Annotated in this window: 16 protein-coding genes; 5 read left to right on the top strand and 11 right to left on the bottom strand. The window is 71.0% G+C overall.

The annotated features are described in order from the left end of the window. Positions 1-6: 6 nt before the first annotated feature. The 4 genes from KXC43_RS23325 to KXC43_RS23310 form a co-directional block, all read right to left on the bottom strand. The gene (locus tag KXC43_RS23325) at positions 7-1,623 is read right to left on the bottom strand and encodes a hypothetical protein (RefSeq protein WP_221378241.1); all 1,617 of its coding nucleotides are present in this window, start codon (positions 1,621-1,623) and stop codon (positions 7-9) included. Between the two features lie 93 nt (positions 1,624-1,716). Further along, positions 1,717-2,715: a glycine betaine ABC transporter substrate-binding protein gene (locus tag KXC43_RS23320; protein WP_255644629.1), complete on the bottom strand. Its 999-nt coding sequence runs from the start codon at positions 2,713-2,715 to the stop codon at positions 1,717-1,719. A 126-nt stretch (positions 2,716-2,841) separates the two neighbouring features. Further along, positions 2,842-3,555, bottom strand: coding sequence for an ABC transporter permease (locus tag KXC43_RS23315; RefSeq protein ID WP_221378240.1), 714 nt, complete (start codon positions 3,553-3,555; stop codon positions 2,842-2,844). Next, complete coding sequence (locus KXC43_RS23310; RefSeq protein ID WP_221378239.1) at positions 3,552-4,271, bottom strand: ABC transporter permease subunit; 720 nt, start codon at positions 4,269-4,271, stop codon at positions 3,552-3,554. The genes KXC43_RS23315 and KXC43_RS23310 overlap by 4 nt, the downstream gene beginning before the upstream one ends. Positions 4,272-4,273: 2 nt before the next feature. Here KXC43_RS23310 and KXC43_RS23305 point away from each other — a divergent pair, with 2 nt between their 5' ends. Then, positions 4,274-5,281, top strand: a complete 1,008-nt coding sequence (locus KXC43_RS23305) for an ABC transporter ATP-binding protein (RefSeq protein WP_221378238.1) — start codon at positions 4,274-4,276, stop codon at positions 5,279-5,281. A gap of 5 nt (positions 5,282-5,286) precedes the next feature. On the opposite strand, the gene KXC43_RS23300 is transcribed toward KXC43_RS23305, so the two are convergent. From KXC43_RS23300 to folP, 7 genes are all read right to left on the bottom strand, one after another. Continuing rightward, positions 5,287-5,778 carry a hypothetical protein gene (locus KXC43_RS23300; protein WP_221378237.1) on the bottom strand — a complete coding sequence of 164 codons (492 nt, stop codon included), beginning with the start codon at positions 5,776-5,778 and terminating at the stop codon, positions 5,287-5,289. 61 nt (positions 5,779-5,839) lie between these two features. Beyond that, complete coding sequence (locus tag KXC43_RS23295; protein WP_251797252.1) at positions 5,840-6,124, bottom strand: hypothetical protein; 285 nt, start codon at positions 6,122-6,124, stop codon at positions 5,840-5,842. Between the two features lie 31 nt (positions 6,125-6,155). Then, complete coding sequence (locus KXC43_RS23290) at positions 6,156-7,403, bottom strand: ABC transporter permease (protein WP_221378235.1); 1,248 nt, start codon at positions 7,401-7,403, stop codon at positions 6,156-6,158. 152 nt (positions 7,404-7,555) lie between these two features. Continuing rightward, positions 7,556-8,035 carry a DUF3180 domain-containing protein gene (locus KXC43_RS23285; protein ID WP_221378362.1) on the bottom strand — a complete coding sequence of 160 codons (480 nt, stop codon included), beginning with the start codon at positions 8,033-8,035 and terminating at the stop codon, positions 7,556-7,558. Between the two features lie 35 nt (positions 8,036-8,070). Next, entirely contained in the window at positions 8,071-8,598 is a 528-nt protein-coding gene (gene folK / locus KXC43_RS23280; RefSeq protein WP_221378234.1) for a 2-amino-4-hydroxy-6-hydroxymethyldihydropteridine diphosphokinase, read from the bottom strand. Then, entirely contained in the window at positions 8,595-8,957 is a 363-nt protein-coding gene (folB, locus tag KXC43_RS23275; RefSeq protein ID WP_221378233.1) for a dihydroneopterin aldolase, read from the bottom strand. The genes folK and folB overlap by 4 nt, the downstream gene beginning before the upstream one ends. 5 nt (positions 8,958-8,962) lie before the next feature. Further along, entirely contained in the window at positions 8,963-9,814 is an 852-nt protein-coding gene (folP, locus tag KXC43_RS23270) for a dihydropteroate synthase (RefSeq protein ID WP_308129223.1), read from the bottom strand. A gap of 341 nt (positions 9,815-10,155) precedes the next feature. Here folP and KXC43_RS23265 point away from each other — a divergent pair, with 341 nt between their 5' ends. From KXC43_RS23265 to KXC43_RS23250, 4 genes are all read left to right on the top strand, one after another. Further along, on the top strand, positions 10,156-10,449 hold the full coding sequence (locus tag KXC43_RS23265) for a hypothetical protein (RefSeq protein WP_221378232.1): 294 nt from the start codon (positions 10,156-10,158) through the stop codon (positions 10,447-10,449). A gap of 1 nt (position 10,450) precedes the next feature. Continuing rightward, a complete protein-coding gene (locus KXC43_RS23260) occupies positions 10,451-10,813 on the top strand; it encodes a hypothetical protein (RefSeq protein ID WP_221378231.1) in 363 nt (120 codons plus the stop codon). Between the two features lie 103 nt (positions 10,814-10,916). Continuing rightward, positions 10,917-14,471: an ATP-binding protein gene (locus KXC43_RS23255; protein WP_308129212.1), complete on the top strand. Its 3,555-nt coding sequence runs from the start codon at positions 10,917-10,919 to the stop codon at positions 14,469-14,471. Position 14,472: 1 nt separating this feature from the next. Beyond that, complete coding sequence (locus KXC43_RS23250; protein ID WP_221378229.1) at positions 14,473-16,452, top strand: MraY family glycosyltransferase; 1,980 nt, start codon at positions 14,473-14,475, stop codon at positions 16,450-16,452. The last annotated feature ends 1 nt before the right edge of the window (position 16,453 follow it).

Here is a 16,453-nt window from a genome sequence, read left to right as displayed (position 1 = left end):
CGGTGCCTAGCGGCGTCCGTAGGTGCCCTGGTCGGGGGTGTAGCCGCCGTACTGGGCGAAGTCGCTGAGCGAGCCGACGTTGGTGTCGTTGGCCGACGGGCGGTGGCGGCGGGCCTTGTAGTTCGGGTCGCCGGTCGCGGCGTCCGGCTCGTGCGAGGGGTCGTAGCCGCCCTCGCCGTAGCCGCTGGCCTCGCCGTAGCCGTAGTCGCTCTGGTCGGCGCCGTACTGAGGGGCGCCGTAGCCGTTGTACTCGTCGGAGTCGAAGTCGTCGTTCGAGGTGCCGTGGGTGTTCGCGGCGCCGTAGGTGTTGCCGCCGGGCGGGGCGCCGTAGACGCCGGACGCCTGGCCGGCGTAACCGTTGCTGGCGCCGAAATCGTCGGCGAGTGACTCCGGCTGACCGCCGAAGACGGTGGGACCGCCCGGACGGACGGCGGCCGAGGCACGCGGGGGCGCGGGCGGCGGCACAGAGGCTGCGCCGCGCTGGCGGGGAACCTGCGGGGGCAGCGGTACTGCGGCCGCGGCGGCGGGCCGGCCTCCGGTCGAAGTGCCGGGTTCACGGCCGCCGGGACCGATTGGACGGCCGCCCGTGGTCATGCCCGGGCCGGTGCGAGCCGGGGGGCGGACTGCGGCCGATGCAGCTGGGATCCCGGCGCGGCCACCGGCGGGAACGGGCGGACGCGCCGTCCCCATAGGCGGCGGCAGGCCGGCCGATCCAGTCGGAGTCGGGCCCGCGGAACCCATCGCAGGCGGACCCGCAGAACCCATCGGCGGCGGACCCAGAGGCCGCCTCGGCGGCGGGCCGGCGGGCCGCTTCGCCGCCGGACCAGCAGCCTGCATCGGCGGCGGGCCGGCAGGCTGCATCGAGAAGTCGTCGGACGGGCGGGAGAAGTCGGACTCCTCCTGGTAGTCCGACCTAATCGGGTAGTCCGAGCCGCCTTGGTAGTCGGACCCGCCCGGGTAGTCAGACCCGCCTGAGTAGTCGGCGCCATCCGGATAATCGGCCTGGTCCGGATAGTCGGCCGAGCCCTGGTAGTCGGCGGAAGCCGGGAAGTTGCCGCGCACCGGGAAGCCGGAGGGGTTCGCGAACGGGTCGTCCTCCGGGTACATCGGCGGGACGTCGGCGAAGAAACCCGCCTCATCATCGGCCGGCGGTGGCGGTGCGACGACAGCAGAGGCGCGTTGCTTGCCGCCGCCGTGGAGACTGCCGCCCGGGCCGCCGACCGCAACCCCACCATGGAGATTCCCGCCGGAGCCGCCGACCGCAGCTCCGCCATGGAGGCCACCGCCATGAGGAACCGCGCCGTGGCCGCCACCGTGCACAAGACCGCCCGCGCCGGGGCCGCCTACGCCGAACTCGGCCCGTAGTTCGCGGCGCAGCTGTGCGACCTGGTCGGCCACAGCGTCCTCGACGTCCATGCGGCCCAGCACAGGGTCGCTGCGCACCAGGGCGGACGCGCCGACCAGCACGACAGCGACCGCGATGACGAGCACGGCGAACCGCACGGCGTTGGAGCTCTGGCCGAGCAGCACCACAGCCGCGGCCAAGGGAGCGAGCAAAACGCCCGCCCAAATGAGGCCGCGGAGCAGTCGTGCGTTACCCGCCACGGAGTCCAGTTCCGGCATGGCCGCCGATATTACCCAGACTCCCCGATCGAGCAACTGTTCGAGCGCCGGGCTTCAGATGACCTGAAACCCGGCGATCTCGGACAATAAGCCCTAGCTGCTGGCCAGAGCCGGGTCGGAGCTGAACACCAGGCCGACGCTGACCGTGCCGGTCTTGAGGGCGGTCAGCGTGAGCGGGCCACCCGCGTCCAGGCTGCTGAACTTGCCGGCCTTGAAGTCGTACGTGTCGACCAGACCCTGCTGGCACTTGGGACGCTGCGGGCATTCCGCCGGGCCGCCCAGCACGGTAGCCGCGCCGGAGCATTTCGCGGCCAGGTCGGAGAGAGTTCGCAGACCGTTCTTGTCGGCGAACGCGGTGGTCACCGCGAACGCGTTCTGGTCCTGCGCCTCGGACGGCTTGCCGAAGACCAGGCCACGCTTCTCGCCGAGCGCGGTGAGGTTGGTGATGGTGGTCTGCAGCTCGGGCGAGGACGGATCCTTGGCGTTCTTGCCCTCGACCTTGCCCGCGAGGAAGGTCGCGAGGGTCGCCGCGTACTCCGGGACGACGTCGAGGTCGCCCTTTTCCAGCGCGGGTTCGTAGAGCTCACGGTTGCCGATGGTCTGCACCTTGACGGTGTAGCCGGCGGCCGTCGCGACCACGCCGTAGAGCTGGGCGAGGGTGGCGCTTTCGGGGAAGTCGGCGGCGCCGATCGTCAGATTGCCGCCGGGGCCCTTGGCGAGGCCGGCCGTCAAACTGTTCGCAGTTGCGAACTCTTCGGCCGCGGCCTTGGACGACTTGCGGTCGACCGCGACCGCCTTGTTGAGCGCGATGAGCTTCGTGGTGTCGAGCGCGGCCGACGCCTTGTCGAGCGCAGCGATGAGCTCGGGGGACGAGGCCTTCTTGTTGATCGCGGGGAGGACGTTGTCGGTGTTCTGGAGCTTCTTGTCGTCCTCGAGCACGACGAGCTTGTCGCCGGCCACCGGGGCGCAGCCGGCCCCGGACGCGGCCGAGGGCGGCGCTTCGGTGCCGGAGGAGCCGGCGCCACCACAACCGGCGAGGGAGACGACGGCCGCCGTCGCGGTGGCGGCCATCCAGATCAGGTGTCGACGCATAGTGCCGCCTTCTGTGTCCCGGCGCGATCCAGGATGGTCGCGCCGCGTGTCCGACGGGCGGAGGAACCGCCTGCCCTGCCATCTCTACCCGCAGGGTGTGACAACTTCCAGGATTACGCTCTTCCGTTACCCGGCCGGGGCCGCCGCCGTCGGCCGGCGGCGCTTGGCGGCCCGCAGCGCACGGGGTGTGACCAGGCGTTGGACCAGCGCGAGGAGCCCCTCGACGACAAGTGCGAGGAGCACCACAAAGATGCCGCCCGCCACGATCTGGTTGCCGCCGACGCTGATGCCGAGCCCGAATCCGGCGCTGATGATCTCGCCCAGCCCGCCGCCGTTGACGAAGGTGGCCAGGGTGGTCGTCGCGACCACCTGCACCGCGGCGGTGCGCAGGCCGGCGGCCAGGTAGGGCACGGCCAGCGGCAGTTCGACCCGGAACAGCACCTGCGAGCCGGACAGGCCCATCCCCTTGGCCGCGTCGCGCACCTCGGGGTCGACCGAGCGCAGCCCGGTGTAGGCGTTGGAGAGCAGGGGCGGCACCGCGAAGACGGCCAGCGCGGCCACGACCGGCGGCTTACCGAAGCCGAGCGGGGTCAGCGGCAGGATCGTGAGCAGGGCCAGCGTGGGCAGGGCGAGGGTCAGGTTGGCGAAGGTGATCACGGCCGAGCCGCCCCGGCCGCGGTGGCCGAGCCAGATGCCGACCGGCCAGCCGATCAGGCAGCCCAGGAGGACGGCCCAGAAGCTGATCTGCAGGTGCTCGCCGAGACGGTCGAGCAGGCCGCCCGGGTTGGTCCAGTTGAGTGGGTCGTTGAGCCAGACGACGGCTTCGCTCAGATAGTTCACGCGGCCCTCCTGCGCGCCCAGGGGGTGAGCAGGCGGCCCAGGCCGGCCAGCAGCAGGTCGAGGACCAGGGCCAGGACCAGGCAGAGGACCGAGCCGGTGACGATCTCGGCCTTGTAGAAGTTGTTGCGGAAGCCACCGAGGATCAGGTCGCCGAGGCCGCCCTGACCGATCAGCGAGCCCACCGTGACCAACGCCACGGTCGAGACGGTGGCCAGTCGCAGCCCGGTGATGATGCCGGGCAGCGCCAGCGGCAACTCCACCCGCAGCAGCCGGCCGAACCGCCCGTAGCCCATGCCGGTCGCGGCGTCCCGCACCTCGTCCGGCACCTGGGTGAGGCCGGTCAGAGCATTGCGTACGAGAACCAGCAGCGCATAGAGGACCAGCGCGATCAGCACCGACGTGTCGGTCGTGGTGCCCACCGCGGGCGCCAGCAGAGCCAGCAGCGCGAGCGACGGAATCGTGTAGAGCACGCCCGAGAGTGCGAGGATGGGGCCGGTCAACGGTTTGATCCAGTAGGCGAGCACGGCGAGCGGCAGGGCCACGACCAGGGCGAGCACGACCGCCCGGGCGGTCAGACCCGCGTGGAACTCGAGCGCGCCGCGCAGGGTCTCGGCGTTGTCCCGGACGTACTGCCAGGAGAACCACGGATTACCTGGCCCGTCATCGGCGGGTGCGGCCAGCGGCACGGCCGCCGGGCCCCACGACAGGAAGGACATACGTGGACGCTACCGCGATCAACGAGTCCGGGCGCGACAGCCGGAGCGCGGCCTCGATCACGCTCGAGGGCGTCGGCAAGACGTACTCCGACGGCACGGTCGCGGTCGGCGACTTCAGCCTCGACGTGCACGCCGGCGAGCTGACGGTGCTCATCGGGCCGTCCGGCTGCGGCAAGTCCACGATCCTCCGCATGATCAACCGGCTGATCGAGCCGACCCACGGGCGGATCCTGATCGACGGCCAGAACGTGCTCGAGCGCAACCCGGTCGAGCTGCGCCGGCACATCGGGTACGTGATCCAGAACGTGGGCCTGTTCCCCCACCAGAACATCCGCGCGAACGTCGGCACCGTGCCGCGCATGCTCGGCTGGGACAAGGCGAAGATCTCGGCCCGCTCCGACGAGCTGCTCGAGCTGGTCGGCCTCGACCCGGCCCGCTACTCCAAGCGCTACCCGCACGAGCTCTCCGGCGGTCAGCGGCAGCGCGTGGGCGTGGCCCGGGCCCTCGCCGCCGACCCGCTGGTGCTGCTGATGGACGAGCCGTTCTCGGCGGTCGACCCGATCGCGCGCGGCCGCCTGCAGGAGGAGTTCCTCAAGCTCCAGGCCACCGTCCGCAAGACGATCGTCATGGTCACGCACGACATCGACGAGGCCGTGCGGCTGGGCGACCGGATCGCGGTCCTCGGCAACGGCGGCGTCCTGCGGCAGTACGCACCCCCGGCCGAGCTGCTGAGCCGGCCGGACTCCCCCGAGGTGGCCGACTTCGTGGGCGCCGACCGGGGCGTCCGCCGGCTCGCCGTCACTCCGGTCCGCTCGGCGATGAAGCCGGGCGCGACTGCGGGCGACCACCCCACCGTCGACGCCGGCGGCACGCTCTACGACGCGCTGGCGGCGATGCTGGCCGCCGACGTCAGCGAGGTGGTCGTGGTCGAGGACGGGAAGCCGATCGGAACGGTCTCGCAGGCCGGGCTGTTCGAGGAGCACAGCCGCGAGACCCGTCCGGCAGCCTGAGCGGCCTATCTCGTGCCGCGGTAACCACCCAGCGTGGCGAGGCCGATGATCCAGCCGACGAAGAGCCCGTACGAGGCGCCGTTGCCGGCCGCCCGGAAGGCTTCCACCAGCGAGGGGTTGGCCAGGAACAGCGTCGTCAGCAGGGCGGCGAAACCGGCGGCGAAGACGTAGGCGCCCCAGCCGGCGAAGAACTGGCTGATCGTGCCGCGGGCCCGGGCCAGTTGCGATCCGGGCAGCAGGAACAGGAAGAGCGCGGTCAGCACGACCAGCAGGATCGCCTTGAGGTCGCCGACGATGATCGCGCGCAGGGAGTCGTCGGAGTCGAAGGACCAGCGCGGCCAGGCGAGCAGGTTGAGGAACCAGCCGCCGGCCGTTTCCGGGTCGGTGTTGTCGATCGCCCAGTCGGCATACCAGGGGCTGCCGAAGACGAGAACCAATATGAGCGCGGCCAGCGTGCCCGCACCAGGCGCAGATTTGTAACGGTTACCGAGAGCCATGCGCCGCTATTTCCCAGAGCAGCGCTCAGTTCAAACGACGGCGGTGGATGCCACCGAAGCGTCAGTGTTTCTGCAGGTAATCGATGAACGCGGCCCGCAGCAGGGGCTCGTTCTCGCCGTACCCGTGGCCCTCGAGCTCACGCCAGAGAGCGACCGCCTCGTCGACCGTGGGGCCGATCGAGTTGGGCGCGCCGTCGAGCTGGGCCGCCTCGTCGGCGTCGGGCAGGTGCTTGAAGACCGACCAGAAGAAGCCGACGTCGCGCCGCTCCCGCGCCCGGTGGAACGCGCGTTCGCGCAGCTCCTCGGTCGGCAGGGCGTCCAGCTCGGCGAAGCTCGGAGAGGTCATGACCAAGAGCATAAGCCGAGCGGGCGGACCGTCATCGGCCAGTGCCCGTACCCCACGGGCCGGCGTCCCAGCGGTCGCCGCGCGGGGTCGTGGTGGCCGTCGACCAGGTCTCCGGCAGGTCGGGTTGCCAGTTGGCGCCCGTCGCGGGAGCGGCCGCGTTCCAGTCGGCCTGGCCGGCGACCGGCAGGGGCCGCCCGTACGTCTCGACGAGCCGGGTGACGACCAGGCCGCCCGCGAAGACGCAGGCCGCGATCGCGAACAGCGAGATGTCGAAGTTGCGCCGCTCGGCGTAATCGAGGAAGAGCGTCAGGGCCGCCACCGCGAACAGCGTGCCGAAGATACCGCCCCGCCGCCCGTACGCGCTGGTGCCGGCCAGCATGGCAAGGCCGAGGGCGATGCCGCTCCACTCGAGACCGGTGGCCGGCACGATCGGCCCGTCGGACTGCGTGGCCAGTAGCGTGCCCGCCGCGATCGCGAAGAGCGAGGACAGCAGCAGGGCGCCGATCACCGGGAAGGCGACGGCCGCGCCCCGGCGACGGGCCGGGTCGCCGGCCGGGCGCAGGCGGCCCAGCCAGCGCCGGATGGGTGTGACGGTGCCCAGGGCGCCGCCGAACACGGCGAGCAGGGCGAACCCGCCGAACAGGAAGAAGGCCTGGCCGGTCGGGTCGTACGTGCCCTGCACGGCGACCGGGGCGACGCGCAGCTGGTCGAAGACGATCACACCGAGAGCGGCCGCGAGCGTGGCCGCCCAGCCGGGCACGTGCAGCACCAGGATCACCACGGCGAGCACGATCGCGCCCGCGGCCGCGAAGATCAGCGCCGGAACCATGGCCTTGACCAGACCCTGGTCGCCCTGCTCGGCGTACTGGAGGGAGGCGGCCAGCGCGATCGGGCCGAGCGCCAGGTTGGGCACGCCGGCCCGCAGGCTCAGGCCCGCACCGAGGGTCAGCAGGCCGATCGCGGCGCCTGTGACGAGCAGGTCGTCGAGGCCGGGACGGCGCAGGCTCTCCGGATCGAGGCGCCAGAGCAGGAAACCGATCGCCGCCGCGGCGACCAGCAGCACGACCTCCCAGCCGAGGTGGATGCCGAGGCGGTCGCGGCCGTCCTCGTCGGCCTCGGAGCGGCGCAGCACGTCGGCCGTGGTCTCCCCGACGCCGTCGAGTTCCTCGGCCCGCCGCCGCTGCTCGGCCGCGGCCAGCGTGTTGGCCCGATAGGCGGCAGGGTCGGTCGGCGTGGGTTCGTCGGTCTGCCGGCGGTAGGTCGAGTCGTCGTACGCCATCGTCGCGCCTCCTCGTGTGCGCCCCCCGTGCGGTGAAAGAGACGCACGCCGGAATCCGCCGGGCGCGTGCCCCGCGTCCAGAGCATACGGATACGAGTCGGTCTCAGTTCAAGGCCGAGATACCGGGGGTGGACCCGGATCTCGTCGTGGTCTCAGAGTAGGCCGGTGGGTCGACCCAGATCGTTCTCGTCCTCGGAGTCGGGCTGCTCGGGGATGCGGCACGACCGCTCGAGCCAGAGGGCCGCGCCGACCAGGGCGGCGGCCGAGACCGCGCTGCCGACAGCAACCGGCAGATCGTCGTGCGCGGCCTGCGTGGGCTCCATGGCCAGGAAGGCCAGCAGGCCGGCCGAGAACCCGGCCGAGATCGCGCCGACCAGCGCGGACGCCTTGGCCAGCGCGACATAGCGGGCGACCGCCAGCGGGTCGACGCGCGGCGTGCCCGGCTTGCGCTGGATGCGGGCCGCCGTGTTCTGCGCGAGCAGGCCCTCGGCGACGGCCAACACGGCGAGCACGATCACCGGCGACCAGGGCAGCTCGGGCAGGGTCGAATACGTGAAGCTGAGCAGCAGCCAGCCCACGGCAGCGGCGGCAAGACCCGCGACGACCAGCACCGAGATACTGGTCGGGCGCATCGACGGGTCCGACTTGGGCGCCTGCGGATTGCTGCTCACACCGACAACTCTAGTGTCAGATCGGGCCGCGGGGTCAGACCGGCGAGGTCGTCCGCCGGGCCGGGCGCGACCAGCAGCGCGGCGACCGGCCCGTGGCCGGGCAGCTCGGCCGCCGGTTCGATGTCGAGCCACGGCCGCAGCACGAAGGCACGCAGGTGGGCGCGGGGATGCGGCAGCGTCAGCTCGGGATCGTCGCTGAGCACGGGCCGGCCGCCGGCGTCCCAGACCGCGATGACGTCGACGTCGAGGGTGCGCGGGCCGAACCGGCGCTCCGGATCGCGCACGCGTCCCGCCTCGGCTTCGGCCGCCCGGGCACGCTCCAGCCAGTCGCGCGGCTCCGCTTCCGGGTCGGAGACGAGCACGACCGCGTTGAGGTACGAGGGCTGGTCGGCGTCCCCCCACGGGGGCGTCTCGTAGATGCCGGAGCGCGACACGACAGCCGGGCCGAGCCGGCTGACCGCCCGGCGCAGGTGCTGCTCACGGTCACCCAGGTTGCTGCCGAGCGAGAGCAGCGCCCGGGTCATGCACGGCTCCGGCGCAGGGTCACCGCGACGTCGGCGAACTCGAGCGGGATCGGCGCCTGCGGCTTGTGGACGGTGACCTCGGCCGCGGACACCCGCGGGTCGTCCAGGCAGGCGGCGAGCAGCCGGTCGGCCAGCGTCTCGATGAGATTGACCGGCTCGCCGCCGATGATCTCGGCCAGGCGCCCGGCGAGCTCCCCGTAGTGGACCGTGTCGGTAACGTCGTCGCTGGCCGCGGCCGGTCCGAGGTCGAGGTCGAGGCGCACGTCGACGACGAAGTCCTGCCCCTGTTCACGCTCGAAATCGAAGACGCCGTGCCGGCCCCGTACCCGCAGCCCGGTCAGCGTGATCCGTCCTTCCACCCCGTTCACTCCTTCTCACTCGCGGACACGGTGCGCAGCCGCGGCGACCCGGTCGCGCGCCACACGGCGAGCGCGTCGGCCGTGGCTGTCACGTCGTGCACCCGTACGCCCCAGGCCCCGGCCGCCACCGCCAGCACCGACGTGGCCAGGGTCGCGGCCTCGCGCTCCTCGACCGGTCGCGGCGTGCCGTCCGGCCCGGCCAGCAACCGGCCCAGATAGGTCTTGCGACTGGCCCCGAAGAGCACCGGGTAGCCCAGGCCGACGAGGACGTCGAGGTGGGCGCTCAGGGCCCAGTTGTGCTCGGCGGTCTTGGCGAAACCGAGGCCGGGATCGAGGATGACCTGCGCCGGGTCGACGCCGGCAGCGAGGGCCTCGCCGACGCGTTCGAGCAGCTCGGCGCGTACCTCGGAAACGACGTCGGAGTAGACCGCGAGCTCGGTCATGCGGCGGGAGTGCCCGCGCCAGTGCATCAAGATCCAGGGGCAGCCGGCCTCGGCCGCGACCGTGGCCATGCCCCGGTCGGCCAGCCCGCCCGACACGTCGTTGATCACGACGGCGCCGGCCTCGAGGGCGGCCCGCGCGACCTCGGCCCGGGTGGTGTCGATGCTCAGCGGCACACCGGCCCGGGCCAGCCGCTCGATGACGGGGACGACCCGGGCGATCTCGGTCCCGGCGTCGACCCGCTGGGCCCCGGGACGGGTCGACTCGCCGCCCACGTCCACGATGTCCGCGCCCGCCCCGTGCAACTCGATCCCGTGCCGGACGGCGGCTTCCACGTCCGTGTATTTCCCGCCGTCCGAGAAGGAATCGGGCGTGACGTTCAGGATGCCCATCACGACCGGGTGATCCATCTGCATCACTGCGCGCCCCGCGACCAGCGCATCCGTCGGCTCCGTCGTCACGGACCGAGGGTACGGCGGGCGGGGTTGTCGCACGTGCGTACGATGGCCCGTAACTCAATTTCACGCACGCCATCACCTTGCGTAACGTTTCGGACGCTTGTAGCCAAGAACGGCGGGCCGTACTCTTCGGAACTAGGCATCATTTGCAGGAACCGAAGAGAGCAGACGAGCATGGCTGTGCCCGAACGGCTCACTCGACGCGCAGGGTGGGAAGTTGCACGATATGGGCGGTGCCGTGAAGCTTCACAACTGCAGCGTGCCCGGAACCCCCTAGCCGGGCACGGGGAGGTTTACCGATGATCGCCACTGAGCTCGCCACGCAGGCGGCAGCCATGCTTCAGCAGGCCACGCTCGCCGCGCCCGAACCCAAAGGCATCAACACCGAAGGCATCGTCACCTTCTTCGCCAGCAACATCGCACCCATCCTGCTGGCCGTGCTGGGCGTGATCTTTATCGGACGAGCCAGCCGCGGTGAGATCTCGAAGGTGCTGACCAGCTCGGCCATCGCCATCGTGGGCCTGGCCTTCATCGCCGGCGCCGCGACGCTGTTCTTCGTCGGCGACGCCCTGATCAAGCTGATCTTCAACTGAGATGCGGCTGCGGACCGACGACGACATCTACCGGGCGCGCCTCGTTTACCTGGGCCCGCCGGGCTACACCCTGCCCATCCACCTGCCGTACGCGCAGTACGGCATGTTCGTGGTGCTGGTGCCGTTGTTCATGTTCCTGCACTACCTGCTGACCTTCGAGTTCGATCCGTTCCCGGCCTGGGAGATCGCGCTCGCCATGGTCACCACGTCGTACGTGTTCCGCCATGTCGACCCCGACCGTCCGGCCCGGGTCGTCATCCGGACCGCACTCACCGACTGGCGCCGCACGCGCGAGCCGGCGGTCGAGCAACGCGACCCGAGACTTGTCGCCACTCGCATCCGGGTTCGGGAGGAGTTGGTATGACCAGTTCATTCGCATGCTCCCACGGGGACGGCGCATGACCGGACCCGTTCCGCACGGTCATCCCCGCGCGGATGCCGACACGCAGGGCAGGCAGAGTAACGGAGTGCGCTCGAACCACTACTCCTCGTCAGATTCCGTGGACGAGCCGGCCGACGAGTTCGTGGCCGCGCCGGGGCACGGCGCGGTCGGTGTCTTCCAGTCCCCGCAGCCGCTGCGCCCGCGGGGTGCCGGGGTGGACACCACGCTCGACATCGATTCGCCGTTCCTCGACCTTTTCGGCGGCGCCGCGCCACCGGCGCCGGTGGCGGCTCGTCCACCGGCCGCCGACGCGCCGGCCGACCCGGAGCTCGACTTCGACTTCGGGTTCGACTTCGACGACCGGGCCACCCCGCCGGCGCCGAAGACCTTTCCCACCCCCGAGCCCGTACGACCGGAGCCGGTCCAGCCACAGCCGGTGTCCGCGGCCCCGGCGCCGGCCCCGGTCGTTGAACCGCCCGTCGCCCTGCCACCGGCTGAGCCGCCCGTGGCCCTGCCACCGGTCGCCGAGCGGCCGGTCTCGGCGCCGCCGGTTGCCGAACAGGCCGTTTCGTCGCCGCCGTTCGCGATGCCGCCGGCGCCGGCCCCGCGCCCGTCCGAACCGGAGCTCGCCGGGCCGGTCCTCGACGAGCCGGATGGCCCCTGGGGCACGCCCGAGCCGGGCGCGCCGTTCAGCCGGGCCCCGCTCGGACCCAAGGCCGACTACTTCCAGGAGTCCGGCGGCGCCACCGCCGATGCCGACTTCGAGGATTGGCCCGACTTCGACAACTGGCCGCCCACGCCGGCGTCCGCGGACGCCGGCCCGGCCGCGCCGGTGTCGACGCCGCCGCTGTGGCAGACCGTGGGCGGCGCGGCTCCCGCACGCCGCGAAGAGATCGCACCGCAGCAGGCCGGGCCGGTTGAGGCGTACGCCCCGCAGGCACCGCCGGCCGAGGCGCCCCTGCCCGTGCCGGCGGCCGACCGGGCCCCGGCCAAGCGCAAAGAGAAGTCCCCGGCCAAGCGCAAGAAGGAGCCCAGAAACCTCCCGGTCCGCCAGGACAAGGCGTTGGCGCTGCGGCCGCACAAGCTGAAGTTCAACGACCGTGACCCGGTCATGGAGCTGGAGATCAGCGAGATCGCCGGCCATCTGACCTTCACCCAGAGCACGGTCACGGCCTGGTACTACCTGCCCGAGGTGCGCTGGGCCTTCCGGCCCGACGCCGAGCGCGAGGCCCTGCTCAGCGCGATTTCCGAGCAGTACGCGGGCCTGGCCGGCTTCCGGCTGCACCTGCGCCGCACCAACCGGCCGTTCCCGGCCGACGAGTGGGCCCGCACGGTCGACTCGTTCACCGCGAAGCCGCTGCCCGACGTGCGCGGCGGCACCTCGTGGTCCGACCACCTCGTGGCGGCCCAGCGGCACCTGCTCTCGGTCAACCACGCCGAGGGGCAGACCTACCTGGGTGTCACGTTCGCGCGGCGGTCGCTGGGCGACACGTTCTCGGAGCGCGTCCTGCGGATCTTCGGGCGCGGCACCTCGGACGGCGAGCGGCGCAAGCTCAACCGCGCCGTCGAGCAGTTCGACGAGGTGCTGAACGCGTTCGGCATGCGCGGGCGCCGTGTCACCCCGCAGGAGCTGGAATGGCTGCTGTTCCGTTCGGTGGCGCTCTGCATGGCCCCGCCCGGGCCGCTCTCGCCGGTCACGAACGGGCAGTGGGACACCGGCGACCTGCTGGCCCTGACCGAGCAGGTGGAGCGATACCGCACCCCGTACGGTTCCACCGTGAAGCTCGTCAACCGGATGACCGGGGAGGAACGGCACGTCGCCGTGCTCTCCGTCGGCCGGATGGAGCCGCTCGAGATCCCCGAGAAGCACGAGCCATGGATGCATTTCCACGAGCGGCTGCCCTGGCCCATGGAACTGTCGTCGCGGCTCGACATCCTCGGCTCGGGCAGCTCGTTCAAGAATCTGGAGCACCGACTCCGGATGATCCGTTCGCAGCAGCTCGACTACGCCGAGCACGGCATCGACGCGCCGCCCGAACTGGAACGTCTGGCCAAGCGCGCGCTCGTGATCGGCGACGAGATGACCACCGGCCTCCCGGTCGAGTCGGCCCGCGCGCACGGCTGGCACCGGATCGCGGTCGGCGGCGCCACCCGCGAGGAATGCCTGGAACGGGCCCGCCGCCTGATCCAGCTCTACTCACGTGAGCTGCGCATCTCGCTGCAACACCCCAAGAACCAGGACCAGCTGGCCCGCGAGTTCATCCCGGGTGAGCCCATCGCCAACACCGGCTACGTCCGCCGCATGCCGGTCAAGCTGCTGGCCGCCGCCCTTCCCCAGGCGGCGTCGACGGTCGGCGACCGCCGGGGCGACCTGATCGGGCGCACGTCGGGCACGTGCCGCCGGCCGGTCTTCCTCGACCTGCACTTCCCGATGGAGGTGCGCGAACGGTCCGGCCTCGGCGTCTTCGTGGCCGAGCCCGGCGGTGGAAAGTCGACGCTGATGGGCGCCCTCGGCTACCTGAACGCGCGCCGGGGCGTGCAGGTCACCCTGCTCGACCCGTCCGGTCCGCTCGCCCGGCTGTGCCAGATGCCGGAACTGCGCCCCTACTCCCGCGTCCTCAACCTCACCGGCTCGGAACAGGGCACCCTGGCGCCGTACGCGCTGATTCCCACCCCGATCCGGTCGGAGTTCGCGACCGGGCCGGGCGGCGACCGGGAGTTCGAGATCGCGGTCTCCAACGCCCGCGCCGAGCGCCGCATGCTGGTGCAGGACATCTGCTCGATGCTGGTGCCGCCGCAGGTGGCCAAGGAAGCGTCCACGGCGACGCTGCTGCGGCACGCTGTCCGCCAGGTGCCGGCCGAAGAGACGTCCACCCTGGACGACGTCGTGCGCACCCTGCAGGGCCTCGACGACGAGGGTAAGGAACTGGCCAACCTGCTGCTCGACACGGCCGAGATGCCGCTGGCGCTGCTGTTCTTCGGCTCGCCCCCGCAACACCTGCTCGGCGCCGACGCGGCCCTGACGGTCATCACGATGGCCGGCCTGCGGCTGCCCGACCTGAAGATCGAGCGCGAATACTGGTCGGCGGAGGAATCGCTGGCCCTGCCGATGCTGCACACGGCCCACCGGCTCGCGGTCCGGCGCTGCTACGGCGGCTCGATGTCGTCGCGCAAGATGGTCGGCCTCGACGAGGCCCACTTCATGGAGGGCTGGCGGTCGGGGCGCTCCTTCCTCGTACGCCTGGCCCGCGACTCTCGCAAGTGGAACCTCGCGGCCCTGGTCGCCTCGCAGAACCCGCGCGACATCCTCGGCCTCGACGTGCAGAACCTCGTGTCGACGGTCTTCGTGGGCCGCATCGCGGAAGACCAGGAGATCGCCTCCGAGGCGCTACGCCTGCTGCGGGTGCCGGTGCACGACGGGTACGAGGCCACGCTGGCCTCGCTGTCCCAGGTGGACACCTCGTCCTCGTCGCGACTCGGTTTCCGCGAGTTCGTGATGCGGGACGTCGACGGTCGCGTGCAGAAGGTACGTGTCGACGTGTCGTACGTTGACGGCCTGCTGGAGCACCTCGACACGACGCCGACGGCCGCCAAGGCGGCGCCCTCGGTCCCGATGTTGCCGTCCGACCTGGAGGTTTGAGATGGTGCGGCGGGGGTTGGCGCTGCTGGCGACGATGGCCGTCATGATGGTGGCGTCGATCGCCTGGGCGGTGGCTGCGCCTGCGGCTTCGGCCGCGCCGGCCGGGCTGCCGTCGCGGGCGCCTGGTGGGGCTTGCAGCGTCGAGGAATGGCAGCAGGACTTCAAGGGGTGTGCTGGGCGGCTCGCCAATGTCGGGGAGAGCCGGGCCACCTGTTTGACGCCGCCTACGCCGAGCACACCGGATTCGGGGCTGGCCGGATGGTTCGCCGAGCGTCCGGCGTCGTCCACTCAGAACGGACCGCAGGGTCTCTACAGCCAATACGGGTACGCCGGATACAGCTACACCACCTACGACCTCGATAGCGGATGCGCCTCCACTCTCGTCGATCCGGACTACAAGTTCGAAACGACGATTGCCAACGGCGAATTCATGATCGCAACCGCTGTGATCGGGGCTTCCAACGCCTTGCGCGAGCGAGCCTGGAACCCGGCGTCGCTGTGGGGTTGGGCTGATCCCCTCGTCGACCAAGCCACCAAAGCGGTCTACGAAAAGGTCTTCAGTGTCTTCGGCGTGATCACGCTGGCTGTGGTCGGCCTCTACTTGATGTGGCGCTCCCGGCAGGCCGAAATGGGTGCCGCGACCACCACAGCCGGCTGGGCGATTCTGGTCATGGTTGCCGTCACGGCCATCGCCTATTGGCCGGTCCGGTCGGCCAACATCGCGGACAACACGCTTGTCACCACCCTCAGCGTCGTTCATGACGCAGTCGGGCCTAGGCCGGAGAATCCCACCGACTGCGCGCTCGGCGGCGACGCATGCGAGGACAAGCGGCCGCCCGCCGTGCGAGCTAGCGACACTGCAACCGACACGATGCTTTACCGCAACTGGCTTCGCGGTCTGCTCGGATCAGCCGACAGTGAGACCGCCAAGAAGTACGGCGAGGCTCTCTACGACGCGCGTTCGCTCTCGTGGGAAGAGGCCGAACGGATCCGCGAGAATCCCGCGACTCGCGACGGCGTTCTGGAAGGAAAGAACACTCAGTGGGAAAGGGTTGCTGAGCAGATCAAGAGCGAGGACCCGGAGGCTTACCAATTCCTTCAGGGCCAGAACGGCATGGACCGGATCGGGGCCGGCTTCATTGCCGTCCTGGCGGCAGTCATGTTTGCCATGTTCGATCTGACTGCATCCATCCTGGTGCTCCTCGGCTTCCTGATCTTCCGGTGGGCGGTCATCGCCGCGCCGATTCTCGGAACCGTCGGCCTGCTGCGCCCGGCGAACTCCGGAATCAAGCGCCTTGGCAATGCCGTGGTCGCTGCCGTCTTCAACATTGCGATCTTCGGCACCGGTGCGGCCATCTACCTGTTTGCGGTCGATTTGATCATGAATACCGCAACGTTGCCCGGCTGGCTTCAAGTAGTGCTTGTGTGGCTGTGCGGAGTGGTCGGCTGGCTTCTGCTGCGTCCGTACCGGCGTATCACCCAACTCGGTGGTAAGGACAACGCTCGCACGATCGCGACCGGCTCCTGGCACCGCAATTTCTTCCGGGACATGCGCGCAGCCTCCAAGCTCGAGGGCTCTGACGCGGTCGACGACCGTGGCCAAGTGATCGGCAAGGGCGGGCGCACCGTGTATGTCGATCAAGGCAACTTGCGACCCGAGGCACGCCTGGAGGATCCGGCGCACTCGGCGAATCGGAGCACTTTGTCGCCTGTGACGTCGGGTACCTCCGACGGGGGGTCGCGTCCGACCAGACCCGACGGCAACGAGTCGGTACGCGACGACACCGGCACACCAGCGACTGCCGCACCCGCTGCGAATACTTCGCCGAACCCAGGGCGGGCGAACCGATCGCGCGGGGCCACCAGCTGGACTGAACCGGACGTGGCCGAGCAGCCGTCGTCGTACGCGATCTACCGGCCCGAGACCGGTAGCACCACGGCCGAACCGGCCACCCCCCGTATCCGTTCCGAGGCCAAGTGAT

It is taken from the genome of Paractinoplanes polyasparticus, assembly GCF_019710575.1.
Taxonomy (GTDB): domain Bacteria; phylum Actinomycetota; class Actinomycetes; order Mycobacteriales; family Micromonosporaceae; genus Actinoplanes; species Actinoplanes polyasparticus.
The sequence above is the reverse complement of the archived record's forward strand: the minus strand, read 5'-3'. Positions and strand labels throughout refer to the sequence as shown.

Coding starts and splice junctions, on each gene's coding strand:
- KXC43_RS23325 (WP_221378241.1), bottom strand. CDS start 1,623: ATGCCGGAACTGGACTCCGTGGCGGGTAACGCACGACTGCTCCGCGGC.
- KXC43_RS23260 (WP_221378231.1), top strand. CDS start 10,451: ATGCGGCTGCGGACCGACGACGACATCTACCGGGCGCGCCTCGTTTAC.
- folP (WP_308129223.1), bottom strand. CDS start 9,814: ATGCAGATGGATCACCCGGTCGTGATGGGCATCCTGAACGTCACGCCC.
- folK (WP_221378234.1), bottom strand. CDS start 8,598: ATGACCCGGGCGCTGCTCTCGCTCGGCAGCAACCTGGGTGACCGTGAG.
- KXC43_RS23265 (WP_221378232.1), top strand. CDS start 10,156: ATGATCGCCACTGAGCTCGCCACGCAGGCGGCAGCCATGCTTCAGCAG.
- KXC43_RS23320 (WP_255644629.1), bottom strand. CDS start 2,715: ATGCGTCGACACCTGATCTGGATGGCCGCCACCGCGACGGCGGCCGTC.
- KXC43_RS23285 (WP_221378362.1), bottom strand. CDS start 8,035: ATGCGCCCGACCAGTATCTCGGTGCTGGTCGTCGCGGGTCTTGCCGCC.
- KXC43_RS23295 (WP_251797252.1), bottom strand. CDS start 6,124: ATGACCTCTCCGAGCTTCGCCGAGCTGGACGCCCTGCCGACCGAGGAG.
- KXC43_RS23250 (WP_221378229.1), top strand. CDS start 14,473: ATGGTGCGGCGGGGGTTGGCGCTGCTGGCGACGATGGCCGTCATGATG.
- KXC43_RS23300 (WP_221378237.1), bottom strand. CDS start 5,778: ATGGCTCTCGGTAACCGTTACAAATCTGCGCCTGGTGCGGGCACGCTG.
- KXC43_RS23290 (WP_221378235.1), bottom strand. CDS start 7,403: ATGGCGTACGACGACTCGACCTACCGCCGGCAGACCGACGAACCCACG.
- KXC43_RS23310 (WP_221378239.1), bottom strand. CDS start 4,271: ATGTCCTTCCTGTCGTGGGGCCCGGCGGCCGTGCCGCTGGCCGCACCC.